This window comes from Streptomyces sp. SAJ15 (assembly GCF_007595705.1).
GTDB lineage: Bacteria > Actinomycetota > Actinomycetes > Streptomycetales > Streptomycetaceae > Streptomyces.
In genome coordinates, this window is sequence record NZ_NISY01000020.1 from 1 (window position 1) to 21,466 (window position 21,466).

Consider the following 21,466-nt stretch of genomic DNA (forward strand, 5'->3'; position numbering starts at 1 on the left):
ACACAGCTACGCTCGCGATCCCGGCATCCCGACAGGCACGGGCAACGCGGACAGCGATTTCGCCACGGTTGGCGATGAGCACCTTGCGCACGATGGCTCCCTCCTTGAAACAAGCTGAGTTTAGGTACTGGCGACACTGCCCGCCGAGGCGAGTCCGGGGGTGAGCTTGACCACACAGAGTGTGAAGGCGGCCCCCCGAAGCTGGCGAAATCCTCTATCGCTCCACGGTACGCCGGGTTTTTCAGGCCCCCGTACGCCTTGCGGTGTGGCCTAAGTCTCCGATCGGGGCGTCGTGGGCAATCGGCGTTTCTTTGTTGAATTCCTACGAACGGCGGCCGGAAACTTTGCCGTGCCGGGCGCGTCGCCCCAGCGCGTCGCGGACCCCCCTATTGACCCCTTGCAGACCCCTTGTCCCTGGGCTTACCCGTTAGTAGCGTTCCGGATGTCGCTCGTACCGGGGGTAACGGCCCGGGCGCCGGGGCGGCGACGGCGGGGAGCGGAAGAGGTGGGCGGGGTGGCACGCAGGCCGGTGGCCGCGGTGGCGGCGGTGGTGCTGATGGCCGAGGCGCTCGGCATAGCGCTGCTCAACTGGATCCTCGGTCTGATGGTGGACCGGCAGAAGATGTCCATGGGTGGCATGGATCCTGACGCCATGTCGACCGGCACCTGGGTGATGGGCGGGCTCTTCGGGCTCTATCTGCTCTTCTGCGGGGTGGCCCTGCTGCGCACCGCCCTGCGCGACCGCGGTCCGGGGCGCCTCGCCCGGATCGCGCTCATCAGCTGCGCGGTGGTGCACGGCGTGTTGGGCGCGCTGACCGTGGGCCTGGTCGGCTGGACGGCCTTCGCGTACCTGATGGTGGTGCTCGGCCTGATCGTGCTCACCCTGCTGGCCTACGACGAGCGGCGCGAGCCCGGGACCGCCGCCCAGGACGTCCCGGCACCCCCCGGCGATCCGGGCCCCGAGCCCGTGTAGCCGGGGGCTACCGGTCGGCCGGCGGGTCCGCGGGAGGCTCGGCGAGGTTCTGTGCCACCAGGTCCAGCAGCCCGGGGAAGCGCGCGTCCAGCTCCGCCCGGCGCAGCGTCGCCATCCGGCTGTTGCCCCGGTCGACCTGGCGGATCAGGCCCGCCTCGCGCAGCACCCGGAAGTGGTGGGTGCGGGTGGACTTGGAGATGGGCAACCCGAACGAGGAGCAGTGCCGGGCGGTCTCCGGCGGCTCGGCGAGCAGCGCCGAGACGATCTCGTACCGCAGCGGGTCGGCCAGCGCGCCGAGGACCGCGCGCAGCTCCATCTCGCCCGGGGCCGGATGGCCGTCCGCGTCAGGCATCGCCGTCGCCGCCGGCGGCGGTCCACAGCTCGGTGATGGCCACGTCCACCTCGGCGAGCAGTCGGCGCAGCAGCGGCAGGGACAGGCCGATCACATTGCCCGGATCGCCGTCGATGCCGTCGATGAACGGCGCCGACCGGCCGTCGAGGGTGAAGGCGCCGGCGACGTACAGCGGTTCGCCGCTGGCCACGTACGCCGCGACCTCGGCGTCGCTGGGCTCGCCGAAGCGGACCGTGGTGGAGGCCGTGGCCGAGGTGCGCCGGCCGTTCGCGGTGTCGATCACGCAGTGCCCGGTGCGCAGCACCCCGGCGCGGCCGCGCATCGCCTTCCAGCGGGCGGTGGCCTCCTCAGCGTCGGCGGGCTTCCCGAGCGCCTCGCCGTCCAGCTCCAGCACGGAGTCGCAGCCGATGACGAGGGCGTCGGTGGCCTCCGGGCGGGCCGCCACCGCGTCCGCCTTGGCCTCGGCCAGCAGCCGGGCCAGCTCGGCGGGCGAGCCGGCGGTGACGGCGTCCTCGTCCACCCCGCTGACGATCACCTCGGGGGCCAGCCCCGCCTGGCGCAACAGCCCCAGCCGGGCGGGGGAGGCGGAGGCGAGGACGAGGCGGCGGCGTGGCTCAGTCATGCGCTCCAGCGTAGAGAACCCGCGCGCCCTCCGGGGACGGCGGCCGCCCGGAGCGCGGCCTGAGCGGCGCTCGGGGGCCGTACGACCGGCCCTCGGCCCACCCCGGCCCGCCCTCGGATCCGGCTTGAGCGGCGCCGGGCCCGTCCGTCGCGCGCCGCTCCCGGACTCGACCGCGCCCCGAGCGACGGATGCCGGGGGAGGGGCCGCCCGCCGGCCGTCGAGCCGCTGTCGACCGTCACGGGGGCGCGATCTGAGGGCCGGGGCAGGGAGCCTTACGGGCAGGCCCGTGCGGCTCCCTCGGGCCGTCGACGCGCCGTGCGCCGCGGGGGAGACGCGAACGGGCCCGGACGCCGCATACCGGCGTCCGGGCCCGTGTCGCTCAGGCTCCGGTCGTCATCCCCGTGCCGACGGGGTCACTTCTTCGACTTGAGGACGGCCTCCATGACCTTCTTGGCGATCGGGCCGGCGAGGCCGCCGCCGGAGATCTGGTCGCGGGGGATGCTGTTCTCCGGGTCGATCATCACCGCGACGGCGACCGGGGAGCCGTCGCCCTGCTTGGCGTAGGAGATGAACCAGGCCAGCGGCGGGATCTCGTTGTCGATGCCGCGCTGGGCGGTGCCGGTCTTGGCGCCGACGGTCACCCCGGCGATGCGGCCGGGCTTGCCGGTGCCCTTCTCCGCGGTGTCCTCCATCATCTCCTGGATCTTCTTGGCGGTGTCCTCGGAGACGGCCTCGGACATGACCTCCGGCTCGTGCTCCTCGATGGGGTCGAGGTCGGCGCCGCGCACCTGCTCGACCATGTACGGCTTCATCAGCGTGCCGTCGTTGGCGATCGCGGCGGTCATCATCACGATCTGCAGCGGGGTGGCGCGGACGCTGGACTGGCCGATGCCGGACATCGCGGTCTGCGGGCGGTCCATCTCCTTGGGGAAGACGCTCTCCACGGCGCGGGTCGGGGTGTCGACCTTGGGGTTGTTGAAGCCGAACTTCTCCGCCGTCTCGCGCATCTTGTCCTTGCCGAGATCGGCGCTGACCTTGCCGTAGACGTTGTTGCAGGAGTGCTGCATGGCCACGTTGAGCGAGGCGTTCTTGCAGGGCGCGGTCGGGCTGTGGTTGGGCAGGACCCGGTTGGTGTCCGGCATGGTCCACGGGTCGGGGGAGTCCGTGGGGGCGTTGACGTCGGAGTACTTCCCGTGCTCCAGGGCGGCGGCCGCGGTGATGACCTTGAAGGTGGAGCCGGGGGCGTAGGTCTCCTTCAGCGCCCGGTTGACCATCGGCTTGCGCTTGTCCTTCTGGAGCTTGTTCCAGGCCTCGGCGTCCTTGTTGGAGCTGCCCGCGAAGACCGAGGGGTCGTACGAGGGGGTGCTGGCCAGCGCCAGGATCTTGCCGGTGCTCGGCTCGATGGCGACGACGGCGCCGACCTTGTCGCCCAGGCCCTTGTAGGCGGCCTTCTGCGCCTCGGGGTTGATGGTGGTGACGACGTCGCCGCCCTGCCGCTTCTTCCCGGTGAACATGTCGACGGTGTTCTGCAGGAACAGCCGGTCGTCGGTGCCGCTGAGCAGCTTGTTGTTGAGCGCTTCCAGGTGGGTGTAGCCGTAGGTCTGGGAGGAGTAGCCGGTGACCGGGGCGTACATCGGGCCGTTCTTGAAGACGCGCTTGTACTTGAAGTCGGAGTTCTCCACCGCGACCGAGCCGGTGATCGGGTTGCCGCCGACGATGATGTTGCCGCGTGGATGGGCGAACGCCTCGATCTTCACGCGATCGTTCTCCTCGTGGGTCTGGAGCTCCTCGGCGCGCTTGAAGCCCAGGTTGTTGGCCTGGAGGAGGAGCGCGAGGATCAGCAGGCCGCTGAAGATGGCGATATGGCGGATGGGCCTGTTCATCGGTTGGTGGCTCCCCCTGGTGCCCGGCTGTGGCTGTTGATCTTCTTATGAAGATGCGAAAGCGGCCGCGCCGGTTGCCTCGGGCGATACACCGGTCGCCTCGGGCGAGGCACGGTCGACTCGGCGGGGGATCGTCTCAGGCGAGGCAGAGGAAGATCAGGGTGACGGCCATGGCGATCGCCAGGACGGTGCGCGCGCGGCGGAGCATCGCCTGCGCCTGGCGCAGCTCCTCGGGCGGCTCATTCAGCGGATCGGACCACAGCATGGAACGATCCTGCGCGCGGAACGGCCATGGCGCCTGAGTACGCGTACTCAGGCGCCATGAAGCGGAGGCCCCAAAACCGGAGGCACCGGAACCGGAGGAGCGGCGAGAGCCCCGCGGTAGACACCGCGCGAGGGTCGCCGCTCCAGCGGTTCACGCAGCTCAGGCCGGCCAGTAGGTGGTGCGCCAGGCATTCGGGCCGGGGTGCGGCCGGCGCCGTCCCGGAATGGTGCGGGCGGGGTCGGCCCACTCCTGCGGCAGACCCTGGCCCGGCGCGGCGGCCGCCGCGGCCGCCGCGCGGGCCTGGACCACCGCGAGTGCGGCTGCCAACTCCTCGGGGGTCGGGTTGCCCCGGATTACCTTGATCATGGAAACAGCCCCTTCCTGACGCCTAGAGCGGGATGTTGCCGTGCTTCTTCGGGGGCAGGGACTCGCGCTTGTTCCGCAGGGTGCGCAGTCCGCGGACGATGTGGCGCCGGGTGTCCGACGGCATGATCACGGCGTCCACGTACCCGCGCTCGGCCGCGATGTACGGGTTGAGCAGCGCGTCCTCGTACTCGGTGATCAGCTGGGCGCGGGTGGCCTCGGGGTCCTCGGCCTCGGCGATGGCCCGCCGGTGCAGGATGTTCACGGCGCCCTGGGCGCCCATGACCGCGATCTGGGCGGTCGGCCAGGCCAGGTTGAGGTCGGCGCCCAGGTGCTTGGAGCCCATGACGTCGTAGGCGCCGCCGAACGCCTTGCGGGTGATGACGGTGATCAGCGGGACGGTGGCCTCGGCGTAGGCGTAGATCAGCTTGGCGCCGCGCCGGATGATGCCGCCGTACTCCTGGTCGGTGCCGGGCAGGAAGCCGGGCACGTCCACGAAGGTGATGACCGGGACGTTGAAGGCGTCGCAGGTCCGCACGAAGCGGGCGGCCTTCTCCGAGGCGTCGATGTCCAGACAGCCGGCGAACTGCATGGGCTGGTTGGCGACGATGCCGACCGGGTGGCCCTCGACCCGCCCGAAGCCGGTGATGATGTTCGGCGCGAACAGCGGCTGGGTCTCCAGGAACTCCGCGTCGTCCAGCACGTGCTCGATGGCCTTGTGCATGTCGTACGGCTGGTTCGCCGAGTCCGGGATGAGGGTGTCGAGCTCGCTGTCCTCGTCGGTGACGTCCAGGTCGGCCTGGTCGGGGAAGGCCGGCGGCTCGGAGAGGTTGTTGGACGGGAGGTACGACAGCAGCGCCTTGACGTACTCGATGGCGTCCTTCTCGTCACCGCCCATGTAGTGGGCGACGCCGGAGGTGGTGTTGTGGGTGCGGGCGCCGCCGAGCGCCTCGAAGCCCACGTCCTCACCGGTGACGGTCTTGATCACGTCCGGCCCGGTGATGAACATGTGCGAGGTCTGGTCGACCATCACGGTGAAGTCGGTGATCGCCGGGGAGTAGACCGCGCCGCCCGCGCAGGGGCCGACGATCAGGCTGATCTGCGGGATCACGCCGGAGGCGTGCACATTGCGGCGGAAGATCTCGGCGAACAGCCCGAGCGCGACCACGCCCTCCTGGATCCGGGCGCCGCCGCCGTCGTTGATGCCGATGATGGGGCAGCCCGTCTTCAGGGCGAAGTCCATCACCTTGACGATCTTCTCGCCGTACACCTCGCCGAGCGAGCCGCCGAAGATGGTGAAGTCCTGGGAGTACACGCAGACCGGGCGGCCGTCGACCGTGCCGTAGCCGGTGACGACGCCGTCGCCGTACGGCCGGTTCTTCTCGATGCCGAAGGCGGTCGAGCGGTGCCGGGCGAACTCGTCGAGCTCCGTGAAGGAGCCCTCGTCGAGGAGCAGGTCGATGCGTTCGCGCGCGGTCAGCTTGCCCTTCGCGTGCTGCTTCTCCACCGCCCGCGCGGACCCGGCGTGAGTGGCTTCATCGATGCGACGCTGCAGATCCGCGAGCTTGCCCGCGGTGGTGTGGATGTCGACTTCCGACTCGGACATCTCAGACATCGGTGTGCGGCTCCTGCTCGTCCTCGGGGCGTACTGGGACTCAAGGGACTCAAGGGAGTCAAGTGGCTGAAGAGGGATCTACTGACTCGGAGTGTCTGCGGCCTTTGAGGGGGTCTTAGGGGTATTCGAGAGGTGGTAGGTGGGCTACCGGCTCGTAGCGTATCGGCGGGACTGCGGTGTGGCACTGCGTCGTTGGCCACACCCTCTGAGCCTAGGCTGGCCCGTATGAGCCCTTCTGACACCTCTGGCAGTCGATGGAATGACCTTGACCGGCCACCGCTGAACGCCGCCGCGCTGCGCCGGGCGCTGGTCCGGCCCGACGGGCTGTGGAGCGAGATCGATGTGGTGGAGTCGACCGGCTCCACCAACACCGACCTGGTGGAGCGGGCGGCGCGGGGCGCCACGGACGGCACCGTGCTGGTCGCCGAGCGGCAGACCGCCGGCCGGGGACGGCTGGAGCGCAGCTGGACGGCGCCCGCCAGGTCCGGCCTGTTCTTCTCGGTCCTGGTGCGGCCGGGGGACGGGGTGCCCAGCGAGCACTGGAGCTGGCTGCCGCTGCTGACCGGGGTGGCGACGGCGGCCGCGCTGTCCGCCACGGCGAACGTGGACACGGCACTGAAGTGGCCCAACGACCTGCTGGTGACCGTGGCCGGCGAGGAGCGCAAGGCCGCCGGGATCCTGGCCGAGCGGTACGGGGACGCGGTCGTGGTCGGCGTCGGGCTCAACGTCTCACTGCGCGAGGACGAGCTGCCGGTGCCCACCGCCGGCTCGCTGGCGCTGGCCGGCGCCTCGGTGCTGGACCGCGAGACGCTGCTGCGGGCGGTGCTGCGCTCCTTCGAGGAGTGGTACGGGCGCTGGCGCGCGGCCGGCGGCGACCCGGCGGCCAGCGGGCTCCAGGAGGCGTACGCGTCCGGCTGCGCCACGCTCGGCCGGACCGTGCGCGCGGAGCTGCCGGGCGGACGGGACCTGGTCGGCGAGGCGGTCGCGGTGGACGGCGAGGGGCGGCTGGTGCTGGCGACCGGCGACGGCGTGCAGGAACCGGTGGCGGCCGGCGACATCGTGCACCTGCGGCCCGCGAGCTGACGCGCGCCGACGCATACGCCCGCGGCCACGCCCGGTGGTGCCCGACGCGTGCGCCCGCGCCCCGAGACCCGATGCGCGGGGGTGGCGCGTGCACCGGCGTTCTCCGAGCCGGCGTGGGGCCATGGTCGCACCGGCGTCCTGCAACCTAACGCGGGATGACACCGCGGCGTCACGCGACGTAAGAGTGAGCTAGGGCACACCTGACGTATCGTTGAGGCGGTCCGTCCAGCTCGGAACCGCGGTGGACGAGGCTGTGGAACGCCTCCGGCGCGGGACCGGGCCGGAGCAGGACAGAAAGAGAAGCGGCAGGGCAGTGCGCAGGGATCGGACAGGGGGCGGGCGGTGACCGTCGACGACACGGGTTCCGGCGCGGCCGCCCGCGCATCCGGGGCCGCAGCGGATCCCGCCGTGGGCGGGACGGCCGGTGACGCCAGGTCGGAAGCTGACGCCACGTCCGGCGGCGACGACCGCCCCGACGTCGACGCCGGCGCGACGGCCGGCGACGGCGGTGGCGGTGACGGACGCGACGGCGGAGATGACCTTGGCCGCGCCGCCGAACCGGGCGGCGCGCGGGGCGACGCCGAGGACGGCGGCGAGCGAGACGAACGGGCCGCGGCCGGAACGGCGGGCCCGGCGGACCCGGTGGGCGCGGACGATGACGCCGGCGGGCACGGCGACCGCGGCGGCGGCCCCGGGGCCGCGGCGAACCGCGGCGGCCCGGTGGAGCGAGGGCCCGTGGAGCGAGGAGACGTGGAGCGAGGGCTCGTGGAACGAGGGGCCCTGACGGATGAGGACGAGGCCGAGGAGGACGAGGGCGACTCGATCGCGCTCCGCCTCGAACAGCTGATCCTCGGCGCCGAGCGGCGCTACACCCCCTTCCAGGCCGCGCGCAGCGCCGGCGTCTCGGTCGAACTGGCCACGCGCTTCTGGCACGCGATGGGCTTCGCCGACATCGGCCAGGCCAGGGCGCTGACGGAGGCCGACGTGCTGGCCCTGCGCCGGCTGTCCGGCCTGGTGGAGGCGGGGCTGCTCAGCGAGCCGATGGCCGTCCAGGTCGCCCGGTCCACCGGACAGACCACCGCGCGGCTGGCCGACTGGCAGATCGACTCGTTCCTGGAGGGGCTGACGGAGCCCCAGGAGCCGGGGATGACCCGTACCGAGATCGCCTACCCGCTGGTGGAGCTGCTCCTCCCGGAGCTGGAGGAGTTCCTCGTCTACGTCTACCGCCGGCAGCTCGCGGCGGCGACCGGACGGGTGATCCAGGCGGCCGACGACGCGGAGATGGTCGACCGTCGGCTGGCCGTCGGCTTCGCGGACCTGGTGGGCTTCACCCGGCTGACCCGGCGGCTGGAGGAGGAGGAGCTCGGCGAGCTGGTCGAGGCGTTCGAGACCACCGCAGCCGATCTGGTGGCCGCGCACGGCGGCCGGCTCATCAAGACGCTCGGCGACGAGGTCCTCTACTCCGCCGACGACGCGGGCACGGCGGCGGAGATCGGCCTGCGGCTCATCGAGACGATGGCGCACGACGAGATGATGCCGGAGCTGCGGGTCGGGATGGCCTTCGGCACGGTGACCACCCGGATGGGAGACGTCTTCGGCACCACCGTCAACCTCGCCAGCCGGCTCACCTCGATAGCGCCCAAGGACGCCGTGCTGGTGGACCCCGCGCTGGCGGAGGAGCTGACCCGGACCGGAGAGGCGCCGGTGTCCGAGGCCGAGGCGGCGGAGGCGGCGGCCGAGGCGGAGAAGCAGGGCGAGGAGCCGCCCTCGTACCGCTTCGCGCTGCGCCCGATGTGGCAGCGCCCGGTGCGCGGCCTCGGCGTGGTCGAACCCTGGCTGCTGAGCCGAAGGGGGTGACGCGTCTCCCCGGTGCCTGCGATGATCCGGTCAACGATCGTTAACAGGGTCCGTCAACTGGGAGGGCGCATGTCGGAAGAGCGGTTCGGTGAGTGGGTCGTCGTACGCCGGCACGGGCACGTGGCCGAGCTCGTGCTGGACCGGCCCAAGGCGATGAACGCCGTGTCCACGGAGCTGGCCCGGTCCATCGGGGCGGCCTGCGCGGCGCTCGCCGCCGACGCCTCCGCACGGGCGGTCGTGCTGACCTCCACCCACGAGCGGGCCTTCTGCGTCGGCGCCGACCTCAAGGAGCGCAACGCGTTCAGCGACGCCGAGCTGGGTCGGCAGCGGCCGGTGGCCCGGGGCGCGTACACCGGGGTGCTGGAGCTGCCGATGCCCACGGTCGCGGCGGTGCACGGCTTCGCACTGGGCGGCGGCTTCGAGCTGGCGCTGTCCTGCGATGTGATCGTGGCGGACACCACCGCCGTGGTGGGGCTGCCCGAGGTCTCCGTCGGGGTGATCCCGGGCGGTGGCGGCACCCAGCTGCTGCCGCGCCGGGTGGGCGCCGCCCGCGCCGCCGAGCTGATCTTCACGGCGCGCCGGGTGGAGGCCGCGGAGGCGCACCGGCTGGGCCTGGTGGACCAGCTGGTGGACGAGGGCAAGGACCGCGAGGAGGCGCTGGCGCTGGCCGCGCGGATGGCCGCGAACTCCCCCGTCGGGCTGCGCGCGGCCAAGAAGGCGCTGCGGCTCGGCCATGGGCTGGACCTGCGCACCGGACTGGAGGTGGAGGACGCGGCCTGGCGGTCGGTGGCCTTCTCCGGGGACCGCGCGGAGGGCGTGGCGGCGTTCAACGAGAAGCGGACGCCCGACTGGCCGGGCGAGTGAGCGCGGGGCCCGCGTAGGCGCCGGCGGGGCCCCGCGCCCCCAGGCGGGGAGCCCCGCACCGCGCCGCACGCCGGGTCCCGGCGGGGGCGGCGCGGACGGCCGATGCGATGCCGGTACGAAGGACGCCGGCGCGACCCCGGCGAGGTGACGCGGCCGAGCCGGGCGGGGGCGATGGGGGCCCGCCCGCTCGGGGTGATGCGAGCGGGTTGGGCCGGGGCGGGCCGGGGCGAACCCGCTGGGTCGGACTGACGTGAGCCCGCCGGGCTGGAGTGGTGCGAGCGGGGTCGGCCCGCCAGGGCGACGTGAGCCCGCCGGGCCGGGGCCACGTGAGCCCGCCGGGCCGGGGTGACGCGAGCCGGTCGGCCCCCGGGGCTGACGCGAGCCGGTCGCCCGGCCTCGTCGGGGCGCGCCGTGTCGGCGGTTTGCCGGGCGGGAACGGGGCGAGAAGACCTGGACCGGGCCAACGCGGAGATAGGGCAGAATTCGCCGAACATTCCTACGCTGGATTGCGCGGTGTGCGGTATCCGCGATAAGTGCGGAGTGCGCACAGTGACGGAATGCGAGGCGCGGTGACGAGCGAGGTCGACGGTGAGGCGCGGCTGAGGGCCGTGGTGGGGCTGGCGCAGGCGATGGCCGCCGCGCACACCACGCGCGAGGCGGTGCACTCGGCCGCGATCGGCGCGCGCTCCGCGCTCGGCGGGAACTTCGCCGCGATCTCCGTATGGGAGCGGGAGCTGGGGCGCCTACGGGTCCTGGTGAACGCGGGCGAATTGGCCGAGGGGGAGCGGGAGTTTCCGGAGAACGAGTTCTATCCGGTGCACGAGTTCCCCGAGATCACCGAGTTCCTGCACGAGCAGTGGGCGCGCGGCGGTGAGCCGCACGCCTGGGTGGAGATCGCCGACGGCCCGCGCGACGGCTCCGGCTACTACTGCCACCAGCGCGTCTCCGCGCTGCGCCGGCGCGGCCGGGGCAGCTGTGTGGTGGCGCCGATCGTGTTGCAGGGACGAGCCTGGGGCGAGCTGTACGTGGCGCGGCCCGTGGGTGCCGCGACGTTCGGGCGCGGGGACGCGGACTTCGCCACCGTGCTGGCGGCGGTGATCGCGGCCGGGTTGGCGCAGAGCCAGCGGCTGGAGGAGGCTCGCAAGCTCGCCTTCACCGATCCGCTGACCGGGCTCGGCAACCGGCGGGCGGTGGACATGCGGCTGGACGAGGCGCTGGAGGACCACCGACGTCAGGGCACCGTGGTGAGCCTGGTGGTGTGCGACCTCAACGGGCTGAAGAAGGTCAACGACACGCTGGGGCACGCGGTCGGTGACCGGCTGCTGGAACGGTTCGGCTCGGTGCTCTCGCTGTGCGGGGCGATGCTGCCGGGCGCGCTGGCGGCGCGGCTCGGCGGCGACGAGTTCTGTCTGCTGGAGGTCGGGCCCTCGGCCGACGAGGTGGTGCGGGTCGCCGACGAACTGTGCCTGCGCGCCTCGCAGTTGGACATGGGGGAGGGCGTCGCCTGCGGGGTGGCGTCCACCGGCGATCCCATCGGGCCGATACGCACGGCCCGGCGGCTGTTCCGCCTCGCCGACGCCGCCCAGTACCGGGCCAAGGCCGCCCGGGCGAGCAAACCCGTGGTCGCGGGCCGCGAGGGCGGCCCCGACGACCCCGTCGTCCAGCTCGCGGACGCGCCCCCGCGCGTGTCCTCGGCGGAACGGCGCCACTTCCGCGGCCGTTCCTGACCCCGCCCCGGCGGCCCCGGACGCGTGGAGCGGAGCGGCCCGCGCGTACGGGTGTCCGCATGCGGTACGGCGGTGTGCCGAGGACCTGTTGACGACCCGACGGACGGCATCCGGCCGCGCGGCCGGGACCGCCGCCCCCTTCGAGCCGCCGTTTCCTCGACGCCCGCCCAGCCCACGAGGCCGCCCCGCGGGGACGGCGCTACGAGACGGCTCGTACGGGTGGCGAGCTTCGCGCGGCCGTCCGAGCTTCCCGGCCGCTGCGTCCGAGCCCCCTGGCTGCCGTGTCGGGCCCCCGGCCGCCGGTCGGCCGGAGCCTCGCCGCGGGACACGCCGGGGCGCTTCCCCCTCGCTCCTCGGTGGCGGAGCGCGCCGCGGTGTCGGTCCGGGCGCCGGACACCGCTCCCCGGACCGGTCCGCGGGGTCGCTCCGCGGGCTGGATCGCCGGGCTCGGGTGTCCATCGGAAAAATCGGGTGGTGACAGGTGGCGATTCAGTCTCTAGGGTGCCTGAATATGGATATGCACTCTGTGGTGGTGGGGACGTCCGGAACGACCGCCGGGGATGTCATCGCCGTGGCCCGCGGCGGCGCGCGAGTCGAGCTGTCGCAGGAGGCGCTGACCGCGGTCGCCGCCGCGCGTCGGGTGATCGACGATCTGGCCGCCAAGCCGGACCCGGTCTACGGCGTCTCCACGGGGTTCGGCGCGCTCGCCGTACGGCACATCAGTCCCGAGCTGCGCGCACAGCTGCAGCGCAACATCGTGCGGTCGCACGCGGCCGGCATGGGCCCGCGGGTGGAGCGGGAGGTGGTCCGGGCGCTGATGTTCCTGCGTCTGAAGACACTCGCCTCCGGCCACACCGGCGTCCGGCCCCTCGTCGTCGAGACCATGGCCGCCATCCTGAACGCCGGCATCACCCCCGTGGTGCACGAGTACGGCTCGCTCGGCTGCTCCGGCGACCTGGCGCCGCTGTCGCACTGCGCCCTCACCCTCATGGGAGAGGGGGACGCCGAGGGCCCCGACGGCGAGGTCAAGCCGGCCGGCGAACTGCTGGCGGAGCACGGCATCGCCCCCGTGGAGCTGCGCGAGAAGGAAGGGCTCGCGCTGCTCAACGGCACCGACGGCATGCTCGGCATGCTGGTGATGGCCGGTGCCGACCTGGCCCGGCTCTACACCTCCGCCGACATCACCGCGGCCCTCTCGCTGGAGGCCCTGCTCGGCACCGACCGGGTGCTCGCCCCCGAGCTGCACGCCATCCGGCCGCACCCCGGCCAGGCGGCCAGCGCCGACAACATGCTGCGGGTGCTGGCCGGGTCCGGGCTGACCGGACACCACCAGGACGACGCGCCCCGCGTCCAGGACGCGTACTCCATCCGCTGCGCCCCGCAGGTGGCCGGCGCCGGCCGGGACACCCTCGCGCACGCCCGGCTGGTCGCCGACCGCGAGCTGGCCTCCGCCGTCGACAACCCGGTGGTGCTGGCCGACGGCCGGGTGGAGTCCAACGGCAACTTCCACGGCGCGCCCGTCGGCTACGTGCTGGACTTCCTCGCCATCGCCGCCGCCGACCTGGCCTCCATCGCGGAGCGGCGCACCGACCGGCTGCTGGACAAGAACCGCTCGCACGGGCTGCCGCCGTTCCTGGCCGGGGACGCGGGTGTCGACTCGGGTCTGATGATCGCGCAGTACACGCAGGCGGCGCTGGTGAGCGAGCTGAAGCGGCTGGCGGTGCCGGCCTCGGCGGACTCGATCCCCTCCTCCGCCATGCAGGAGGACCACGTCTCCATGGGCTGGTCGGCCGCGCGCAAGCTGCGCACCGCCGTGGACAACCTCGGCCGTGTCATCGCCGTGGAGCTGATGGCGGCCACCCGCGCCATCGAGCTGCGGGAAGGGCTGGAGCCCGCCCCGGCCTCCCGGGCGATCGTGGCGGCGGCGCGCGCCGCCGGCGTCCAGGGCCCCGGCGAGGACCGCTTCCTCGCCCCCGACCTGGCGGCCGCCGAGGCGTTCGTGCGGTCCGGGAAGCTGGTCGAGGCGGCCGAGTCGGTCACCGGCCCGCTGGCCTGACCAGGGCGTCCGGGCCCGGCCCCACAGGTGTCGGTCCCGGCCTCACCGCGTACGGCCGCCCGCATCCGCGGGCGGCCGCACGTCTCCCGGAACGGCGCGTGAGGCCGCCGGGCTGCCGGCGAGCCATGGGTTCAGCGCGTTCTCAGCGCGTTCTCAGCGCGTTCGCGCTCGCAGCACATCGCAGCAGATCGCAGCACGTCGCGGCGGCGCGCCGCGCCTCAGTACGCCTCCGTGCGCGGCCTGCGCATGGAGGCGGTCACCATCGCCACGCCCAGCCCCAGGAACGCCGTACCGCCGATCACATAGGGCGTGACGTCCACGCTGCCGGAGTCGGCGAGGTCGAGGTCCTCGTCCTCGGAGGCGGCGGGCGCCTGGGCCCCCACCTGGGTGCGGCCGGCGGAGACGGCGGGCCGGTCGTCACGGTCCGCGCTCGGGTGCGTGTTCGCGTTGGCGGACGGTACGAACCACAGGGCGCACAGCAGCGAGCCGGCGGCGGCCGCGGTCAGCAGCGGTCGGCGGGCGGAGCGTGCGGACAACGGAATGCATCCCCCTTGAGACGGTGGCGAATTGGCCCCGTGCGTCCGATCGTAGTGACAACAGCGGGTCGCACGGAAGCGAGCCCGGGACCGCGGGCGGCGGCACCTTACGCTCCGTGCATGACTGCTCAAGAAATGTCGCGTTTTGTGAGACTTCGAGTGGAGCTCGTGCTGGAGATCGGCGATCCCACCGCTCTGACCCGAGCGGCCCTCGACCACATCGAGGAGGACGCCGCCATGGCGGACGAGGAGCGAGGCCGGGCCCGCGAGGACGCCCAGCGGGACTCCGCGGAGGCGCTGGCGTACCTGATCGATCCGGTCGAACTGGTGGCCTCGGTGCCGGGGGCGGAGTTGGCCCAGGCATCATGGACGTGCGAGGAGATCCCGTACGACCCGGACGCCGCGGACTGGGAGCGGGCCATGGGGTGGGAACTGGACGACGAGCTCGACCACGATCTGGACGACGAGGCTGACGACGAGGCCGAGGACCAGGCCGAGGGCGAGGTTGGCGACGCCGACGACGAAGCCGGCGGCGTGGGGGGCGAGGGCGGTCGTCGCCGGGGGTAGGAGATTCATGTCTCAGCCCCGATCCGGCCCCGAGTGGTGTTGCGCACAGTTTTCACCCCGAGTGGAACCGCACACTGGCTGAACGCGTTCTTGTGTGAGTGCCGGGGCGCTTGTGAGGCAAACGTGCCGGTTCGGGGTTTTGGGGAACAGCAGTGATGGAGATGCGTGTGATGACGGACGGCAAGCGCCGCAAGAGCATGGTCGCCGTGGCCGCCGTGCTCGGCGGCGTCCTGACCCTGGCCGCGTGCGGCGGGGACGACGACGGCGACAAGGGCAAGGACGGCCACGGCAAGTCGCAGTCCCAGGTGGACGAGGCGGCGGCCAAGAACGCCTCGGACGCCCGAATAACGATCACGCCCAAGACCGGCACGCCCAACGCCGGCATCAACAAGGACGCCAAGGTCACCGTCAGCGACGGCAAGCTGACCAGCGTCACGATGACCGACGCGGCCGGCACCCCGGTCAAGGGCACCATCTCCGCCGACGGCGCCAGCTGGAAGCCGGACGCCCAGCTGGAGCGGGCCACCCAGTACAAGATCGTCGCCGAGGCGAAGGACGCCGATGGCCGCAAGGCCACCGGCAACTCGTCCTTCACCACCGTCGCCCCGACCAACAGCTTCATCGGCACCTTCACGCCGGAGGACGGCACCACGGTCGGCGTGGGCATGCCGGTGTCGATCAGGTTCGACAAGGCGGTGACCAACAAGAAGGACGTGCAGTCGCACATCACCGTCACCTCCTCCAGCGGCCAGAAGGTCGTCGGCCACTGGTTCGACGGCCAGCGGCTGGACTTCCGTCCGCAGGAGTACTGGAAGGCCGGCTCGACGGTCACCATGAAGCTGAAGCTGGACGGCGTCGAGGCGTCGAACGGCGTCACCGGTGTCCAGGACAAGACCGTGACCTTCAAGATCGGTCACTCGCAGGTCAGCACGGTCGACGCCAAGGCGCACACGATGACGGTGGTGCGCGACGGCAAGACCCTGAAGACCATCCCGATCTCCGCGGGCAGCGCGGAGAACCCGACCTACAACGGTCAGATGGTGATCTCCGAGAAGTTCAAGGAGACCCGGATGAACGGCGACACGGTCGGCTTCAAGGGTGAGTACGACATCGACGACGTGCCGCACGCGATGCGGTTGTCCACCTCGGGCACCTTCATCCACGGCAACTACTGGGGTTCCGACTCGATCTTCGGCTCGGTCAACACCAGCCACGGCTGCATCGGCCTGAACGACGTCAAGGGCGCGGGCGACCCGAACCAGGACGGCGCCTGGTTCTTCGAGAACTCGCAGGTCGGTGACGTCGTCGAGGTCAAGAACTCCCCGGACGCCACCATCAAGCCGGACAACGGCCTGAACGGCTGGAACATGGACTGGAGCGAGTGGGTCGCGGGCAGCGCGACCGGCGCCTGATCCCGCGTCCCCCGCGGACGGGCCCCCTCCCCCCGAAACACGCACGCAGCACCGCCAGGCGGCGGACCGGCCAGCGCCGGTCCGCCGCCTGCGGCGTTTCCGGGAACGCCCGCGCGTTGTCGACCGAACCTGAAGGGCGAGTTCACCGTCTTAGCCGGAGAACCGGGTCATGAGCCCCAACTGACCGTCTGTGCCTCACTATTGACGATCAGTTCGCCCCCTGCATACTGAGTATGCGGGGGGTGGTCAAACCCCCCGTTTCGGTGAACTATCCTCACCTGGGGGAAAGTTGCGTAGAAAATTACATACGGTCTGGGCTGCCTCCGTGGCGAGTGCCGCGGCGGTGGCGCTGGCGGCCGGGATGACCTCCGCGCCGGCGTCGGCCCAGGAACGGGGGGCGGCCGCGCGGGACGGTTCCGAGCAGGGATCGCGCGGCGCGGAGAAGACGTGGATCACTCTGATCACGGGTGACCGGGTGGCGGTGGACGCCACCGGGCAGCCGGTGGCGCTGAAGCGCGGGGAGGGGCGCGAGCACATACCCGTGCAGATCCAGCGGGTGAACGGGCATGTGTACGCGGTGCCGCTGGACGCCCAGCGGCTCATCGGGTCCGGGCGCGTCGACCAGCGCCTGTTCGACCTCACCACCCTCAGCAAGCCGGAGTACCGGGAGCGGATGAGCTCCGGGCTCCGGCTTGTCGTCATGTACAGGGGCGAGCGGCCGGCCGCGCGGGCGGCGCTGCGGGAGGCCGCGGACACCGAGGTGCGGCGCACCTTCCCGCGGCTGAACGCGGACGCGGTCAGCGCGTCGCACCAGGGCGCCGGCGCCGTGTGGGAGGCGCTGACCAGCGAGGCGAAGGGGGCGCCGTTCCGCGACGCGGCCTCGGGCGTCGCGGCGGTGTGGCTGGACGGCATCCGCAAGGCCGACCTCGACAAGAGCGTGTCGCAGATCGGCGCGCCGGAGGCGTGGAAGGCCGGGTTCGACGGCAAGGGCACCAAGATCGCCGTGCTGGACACCGGGGTCGACCAGACCCATCCGGACCTGGCCGGGCAGGAGATCGCGGAGAAGAACTTCTCCCAGTCCGCCGACGCCAAGGACCGGGTCGGGCACGGCACCCACGTGGCCTCGATCGCGGCGGGCACCGGCGCCAAGTCCCAGGGCAAGTACAAGGGCGTGGCCCCCGGGGCCAAGATCCTCGACGGCAAGGTGCTGGACGACGGCGGCTCCGGCGGCGACTCCGAGATCCTGGCGGGCATGGAGTGGGCGGCGGCCGAGAAGGCGGACGTCGTCAACCTCAGCCTCGGCGGGCCCGACTCGCCCGGTGAGGACCCGCTGGAGGCCGCGGTGAACAAGCTGTCGGCGTCGACCGGCACGCTGTTCGTCATCTCCGCCGGCAACGAGGGCCCGGGCGCCGGCAGCGTCGGCTCCCCGGGCAGCGCGGACGCCGCGCTCACCGTCGGCGCCGTCGACAAGAAGGACAAGCTCGCCGACTTCTCCAGCATCGGCCCGCGCGTCGGCGACGGCGCGCTCAAGCCCGATGTGACCGCCCCGGGCGTGAGCATCGGCGCGGCCGCCGCGCCCGGCAGCCTCATCGCCGAGGAGGGCGACCCGGTCGCGCCGGGCTACGTCGCCATCTCCGGCACCTCCATGGCCGCCCCGCACGCGGCGGGCGGCGCCGCGATCCTGGCCCAGCAGCACCCGGACTGGACCGGCGCTCAGATCAAGGCCGCGCTGGCCGGCTCGACCGTGCCGGGCAAGGGCCACACCGCCTTCCAGGAGGGCTCCGGCCGGATCGACCTGCGCAAGGCGACCAAGCAGAGCGTCATCGCCAAGGAGGTCTCGCTCTCCTTCGGCAAGCAGCTGTGGCCGCACACCGACGACAAGCCGGTCACCAAGCAGCTCACCTACCGCAACCTGGGCGGCGAGCCCGTCACCCTGGACCTGGCGGTGACCGCGGCGGCGCCGAACGGCAAGCCCGCGCCGGACGGGTTCTTCAGCCTGGACAAGAAGCAGCTCACCATCGCCCCGGGCGCCGAGGCGAGCGTGGCGGTCACCTCCGACACCCGTCTCGGCGGCACCGTCGACGGCGCGTACAGCGCGGTGGTCACCGCCACCGGCGGCGGCCAGTCCGTGCGCACCGCGGCGGCGGTGGAGCGCGAGGTCGAGTCGTACGACGTGACCGTCAAGCACCTGGGCCGCGACGGCAAGCCGGCCAAGGTCTTCGGCAGCTACCTGGACGGCGTCGGCGGCCTGGGCACCGAGGTCTTCCAGTACCTCGACGAGACCTCGCCGCGTGACGGCAAGGTGCGCCTGCCCAAGGGCCGCTACGTCCTCAGCGGCTCGATCTACACCCGCAACGGCGAGGACTTCAAGGGCGCGGACTGGATCAACCAGCCGCGGCTCGACGTCACCAGGAACGCCACGGTGACGCTCGACGCCCGTAAGGCCAAGCCGATCCAGATCACCGCGCCGGACAAGAAGGCCACGTCCGAGTTCGCCTCCATCGACATGACCGTCTCCGGGAAGGGCTTCTCCACCGGGTTCGGCTGGTGGCTGATCGACTACAAGGGCTTCCGCACCGCGCACCAGGGCCCGGCCCTCAGCCGCGGCGAGCTGAGCCAGCGCATCGGCAACACCCTGCGCCGGGGCGCCACGGAGTACCACCTGGCGTTCGGCGGACCCACCACCAAGGTGGCCACCGGCTTCGTCCGCAAGGTGAAGGCCGGCGACCTGGCCAAGGTGAACGCGAAGCTCGGCGCCTCGGTGAGCGGACGTCAGGGCTACCTGACGTCCTTCCCGTATCTGGGCGGAGAGAGTGGCGGCTCGGCCGTCGCCTTCGAGCGCAAGCTGCCCAGCACCGCCACCCTGTACCTGACCGCCATGGGCGACGTGAAGTGGGCCTTCAACTTCGAGCAGATCGGCAGGTCCGACGACGACACGCGGTTCGAGACCTCGTACGGCACCGAGCCCCTCGCCTTCAAGGCGGGCCGGGCGTACACCAAGACCTTCAACGTCGGTGTCTTCGGCCCCGCGCTCGGCAAGGAGTTCGGCGTCTTCCGCAAGGGCGACACCCTGACCCCCGTGATCCCGCTCTTCGCGGACGGGCAGGGCAACCCGGGCGGTTCGCTGTTCGACATCGCCAGGACCACCCTCCGCCGCGACGGCAAGGTGATCGGCACCAACGGCGACCCGCTGACCGGTGAGAAGTCCTTCACCGTGCCCGCCGGGCAGGGGTCGTACAAGCTGAGCACCTCGGTGCACCGCAGCAAGGTCGCCAAGGTCTCCACGAAGATCACCGCCGACTGGACCTTCTCCTCCAAGAAGGTCTCCGCCAAGACCCGGCTCCCGATCTCGGTGGTGCGCTTCACCCCGGCCCTGGCGGTCGACTCCACCGCCAAGGCGGGCGCCACGGTCAAGGTCCCGGTCGCCGTCCACGGCGCGGCCGCGGGCGAGAACCTCAAGTCGCTGACCGTCCACGTCTCCTACGACGACGGCAAGAGCTGGAAGAAGCTGGCCGTCAGCGGCGGCAAGGTGACGGTGAAGAACCCGAAGGCCGGCAAGTCGGTCTCCTTCAAGGCCGTCGCCGCCGACAAGAAGGGCAACACCGTGACGCAGGCGATCTACCGGGCCTACCTGACCAAGTAGCCCGCCCCAGCCTGTCGACGCGACACACGCACCAAGGCCCGCCGGAGCCGATGGCCCCGGCGGGCCCCGCGTTTCTCAGGCCCGGTCGCCGCCCACCCGCTTGAGGACGTAGACGCCGCCCGCGGCGCCGACGAGGCGGTACTCCTCGTCGGGGTGGAGCTGCCGCGCGTAGTCCGTCATGTGCTGCGGGCTGCGCGGCTCGTCCTCCTTCATCGCTATGTAGTCGGGCGCTATACCCCGGGTGTCCCCGACCCAGAAGACCCGGCAGCGGTCGGTGAGCCGGCTGATGGGGCCGACGTTGGCCTCGACCGTGGCGTCGTCGGGTATCTCGCCCAGCACCCGCTCGGCGTCGGCTACGGCCGCGGGCTTGCGATAGGTGTCCGGCTCGGTGAGGCCGTACAGCGGCAGCGAGCTGGTGAGGGCCACGCCGGCCGCGGCGACGGCGATCGGGAGCTGGCGGGCGTAGGCGGCGAGCCAGGAGCGCCGGCTGCGGCGGGAGCGGTGTATGGCGTCGACCAGGGCCAGGAAGACGACGGGCATCAGGACGGCGTTGTAGTGCCAGTCGGTGCCCCAGTAGTGGTCGTCGTGGGAGACGAAGCGCCAGCCGAGGGTGGGCACGGCGGCCAGCAGCAGCGGCGAACGCAGCGCCAGCAGGCCGGCGGTGGGCAGCAACACCCAGGCCAGGGTGCGCAGCGCGGTGTCCAGCGGGATGGTGGCGGTCGCCTCGCCGTCCTCCATCTTCTTCCAGTAGGCGTAGTCCCCGGAGCCGTTGAACTCCGGTATCACCACGCCCAGCGCCAGCGCCGAGGCGATCACGCCGAACGCCGCCAGCCCGATGGCCAGCGCGGACAGCCGCGCGTCGCGCCGTCCCCAGCTGCGAAGGAGGATGACGGTGCCGATGGCCGCGACCGTGGCGCCGAGGTCCTCCTTGACGAGGACCAGGGGCGCCGTCCACAGCATCGCCCGGTACCAGCGCTCCCGGACGACCGCCTCCAGCGCGAACGCCAGCAGCGGCATCGCGAAGGCGACCTCGTGGAAGTCGAAGTCCACCGCGCGCTGTATGCCCCAGGACAGGCCGTAGGCGACGCCTATCAACAGCCCGCGGCCGCGACCCAGCAGATGGGCGGCGAGCCGCGCGACCGGCACCGCGGAGAGCGCGAACAGGGCGGCCTGGACGACGAGCAGGGTGACCGGGGTGGGGAAGACCCGGTAGAAGGGCGCCACCAGCGCGGTGACCGGGCTGAAGTGGTCGCCGAGGATGTGGGCGCCGGGGCCCTTGAGGTCGGCGACGGGCGCCTGGAGGTGGGCGTAGGCCCTTATGGCCTGTTCGAAGATGCCCAGGTCCCAGGACATGGTCGCCATGCGGCGGTAGCGGCACACCGACAGCGTCGTGTACGCGAGGAACAGCGCGCCCGCCAGCCAGTACGGGTCCAGCCGCGGGTTGCGCAGCGCGGCGGCCCGGGAGCGGAGGGGGGAGGGTTCCGCGGGGGCGGCCGTCTGGTCCGCGGTGTCGCCTGTGGTGCCGGGCGGGACTGCGGCGGCCGTGTCCATCCAGGGTCCTTATCGTGTGGGCGTCTGTGCGAAAAGATACGTGAAGGGGGTGGCGCGGTTGCAGGGTCGGTTCGCTGGGCCGGGGCGGGCCGTGGCC

At 72.3% G+C, this 21,466-nt stretch carries 18 protein-coding genes; 9 read left to right on the top strand and 9 right to left on the bottom strand.

Annotated elements, in window-relative coordinates; translation table 11 throughout:
- Window positions 1-91: biotin carboxylase N-terminal domain-containing protein (locus CD790_RS31440; protein ID WP_308427085.1), on the bottom strand; the 91-nt coding region annotated here is incomplete at its 3' end.
- 414 nt (window positions 92-505) lie between these two features.
- Between CD790_RS31440 and CD790_RS31450 the strand changes: the two genes are divergently transcribed.
- Window positions 506-973 (top strand): hypothetical protein, encoded by a 468-nt coding sequence (locus CD790_RS31450; RefSeq protein WP_186319344.1) that lies wholly within the window; start codon window positions 506-508, stop codon window positions 971-973.
- Window positions 974-980: 7 nt separating this feature from the next.
- Here the strand turns inward: CD790_RS31450 and CD790_RS31455 are convergent, their stop codons facing one another.
- The 6 genes from CD790_RS31455 to CD790_RS31475 form a co-directional block, all read right to left on the bottom strand.
- Entirely contained in the window at window positions 981-1,325 is a 345-nt protein-coding gene (locus CD790_RS31455) for a helix-turn-helix transcriptional regulator (RefSeq protein ID WP_144386793.1), read from the bottom strand.
- A complete protein-coding gene (locus CD790_RS31460) occupies window positions 1,318-1,947 on the bottom strand; it encodes a nucleoside triphosphate pyrophosphatase (RefSeq protein ID WP_144386794.1) in 630 nt (209 codons plus the stop codon). Before CD790_RS31460 ends, CD790_RS31455 begins: the two co-directional genes overlap by 8 nt.
- A gap of 413 nt (window positions 1,948-2,360) precedes the next feature.
- Window positions 2,361-3,830 carry a penicillin-binding protein 2 gene (locus CD790_RS31465; RefSeq protein WP_144386795.1) on the bottom strand — a complete coding sequence of 490 codons (1,470 nt, stop codon included), beginning with the start codon at window positions 3,828-3,830 and terminating at the stop codon, window positions 2,361-2,363.
- A 136-nt stretch (window positions 3,831-3,966) separates the two neighbouring features.
- A complete protein-coding gene (gene mmpB, locus CD790_RS36420; protein ID WP_260868040.1) occupies window positions 3,967-4,095 on the bottom strand; it encodes a morphogenic membrane protein MmpB in 129 nt (42 codons plus the stop codon).
- 159 nt (window positions 4,096-4,254) lie between these two features.
- Window positions 4,255-4,461 carry an acyl-CoA carboxylase epsilon subunit gene (locus CD790_RS31470; protein ID WP_144386796.1) on the bottom strand — a complete coding sequence of 69 codons (207 nt, stop codon included), beginning with the start codon at window positions 4,459-4,461 and terminating at the stop codon, window positions 4,255-4,257.
- 22 nt (window positions 4,462-4,483) lie between these two features.
- Complete coding sequence (locus CD790_RS31475; protein WP_186319357.1) at window positions 4,484-6,064, bottom strand: acyl-CoA carboxylase subunit beta; 1,581 nt, start codon at window positions 6,062-6,064, stop codon at window positions 4,484-4,486.
- A 234-nt stretch (window positions 6,065-6,298) separates the two neighbouring features.
- On the opposite strand from CD790_RS31475, the gene CD790_RS31480 reads away from it, so the two are divergent.
- The 5 genes from CD790_RS31480 (at window position 6,299) to hutH (ending at window position 13,660) form a co-directional block, all read left to right on the top strand.
- A complete protein-coding gene (locus tag CD790_RS31480) occupies window positions 6,299-7,156 on the top strand; it encodes a biotin--[acetyl-CoA-carboxylase] ligase (protein ID WP_144386798.1) in 858 nt (285 codons plus the stop codon).
- A gap of 765 nt (window positions 7,157-7,921) precedes the next feature.
- On the top strand, window positions 7,922-9,013 hold the full coding sequence (locus tag CD790_RS31485; protein ID WP_222108332.1) for an adenylate/guanylate cyclase domain-containing protein: 1,092 nt from the start codon (window positions 7,922-7,924) through the stop codon (window positions 9,011-9,013).
- Between the two features lie 69 nt (window positions 9,014-9,082).
- Window positions 9,083-9,877 carry an enoyl-CoA hydratase/isomerase family protein gene (locus CD790_RS31490; protein ID WP_144386799.1) on the top strand — a complete coding sequence of 265 codons (795 nt, stop codon included), beginning with the start codon at window positions 9,083-9,085 and terminating at the stop codon, window positions 9,875-9,877.
- 557 nt (window positions 9,878-10,434) lie between these two features.
- Entirely contained in the window at window positions 10,435-11,604 is a 1,170-nt protein-coding gene (locus CD790_RS31495) for a sensor domain-containing diguanylate cyclase (RefSeq protein WP_144386800.1), read from the top strand.
- Window positions 11,605-12,115: 511 nt separating this feature from the next.
- Complete coding sequence (gene hutH, locus CD790_RS31500; protein ID WP_144386801.1) at window positions 12,116-13,660, top strand: histidine ammonia-lyase; 1,545 nt, start codon at window positions 12,116-12,118, stop codon at window positions 13,658-13,660.
- Window positions 13,661-13,878: 218 nt separating this feature from the next.
- Here hutH and CD790_RS31505 read toward each other — a convergent pair whose 3' ends face one another.
- The gene (locus tag CD790_RS31505) at window positions 13,879-14,196 is read right to left on the bottom strand and encodes a hypothetical protein (protein WP_399218560.1); all 318 of its coding nucleotides are present in this window, start codon (window positions 14,194-14,196) and stop codon (window positions 13,879-13,881) included.
- Between the two features lie 120 nt (window positions 14,197-14,316).
- Here CD790_RS31505 and CD790_RS31510 point away from each other — a divergent pair, with 120 nt between their 5' ends.
- The 3 genes from CD790_RS31510 (at window position 14,317) to CD790_RS31520 (ending at window position 19,818) form a co-directional block, all read left to right on the top strand.
- Entirely contained in the window at window positions 14,317-14,763 is a 447-nt protein-coding gene (locus tag CD790_RS31510; protein ID WP_144386802.1) for a hypothetical protein, read from the top strand.
- 155 nt (window positions 14,764-14,918) lie between these two features.
- Window positions 14,919-16,175, top strand: a complete 1,257-nt coding sequence (locus CD790_RS31515) for an Ig-like domain-containing protein (RefSeq protein ID WP_144386803.1) — start codon at window positions 14,919-14,921, stop codon at window positions 16,173-16,175.
- Window positions 16,176-16,536: 361 nt separating this feature from the next.
- Window positions 16,537-19,818, top strand: a complete 3,282-nt coding sequence (locus CD790_RS31520) for a S8 family serine peptidase (RefSeq protein ID WP_186319359.1) — start codon at window positions 16,537-16,539, stop codon at window positions 19,816-19,818.
- A 75-nt stretch (window positions 19,819-19,893) separates the two neighbouring features.
- Here CD790_RS31520 and CD790_RS31525 read toward each other — a convergent pair whose 3' ends face one another.
- Window positions 19,894-21,369, bottom strand: a complete 1,476-nt coding sequence (locus tag CD790_RS31525; protein WP_144386804.1) for a DUF2079 domain-containing protein — start codon at window positions 21,367-21,369, stop codon at window positions 19,894-19,896.
- Window positions 21,370-21,466: the final 97 nt, after the last annotated feature.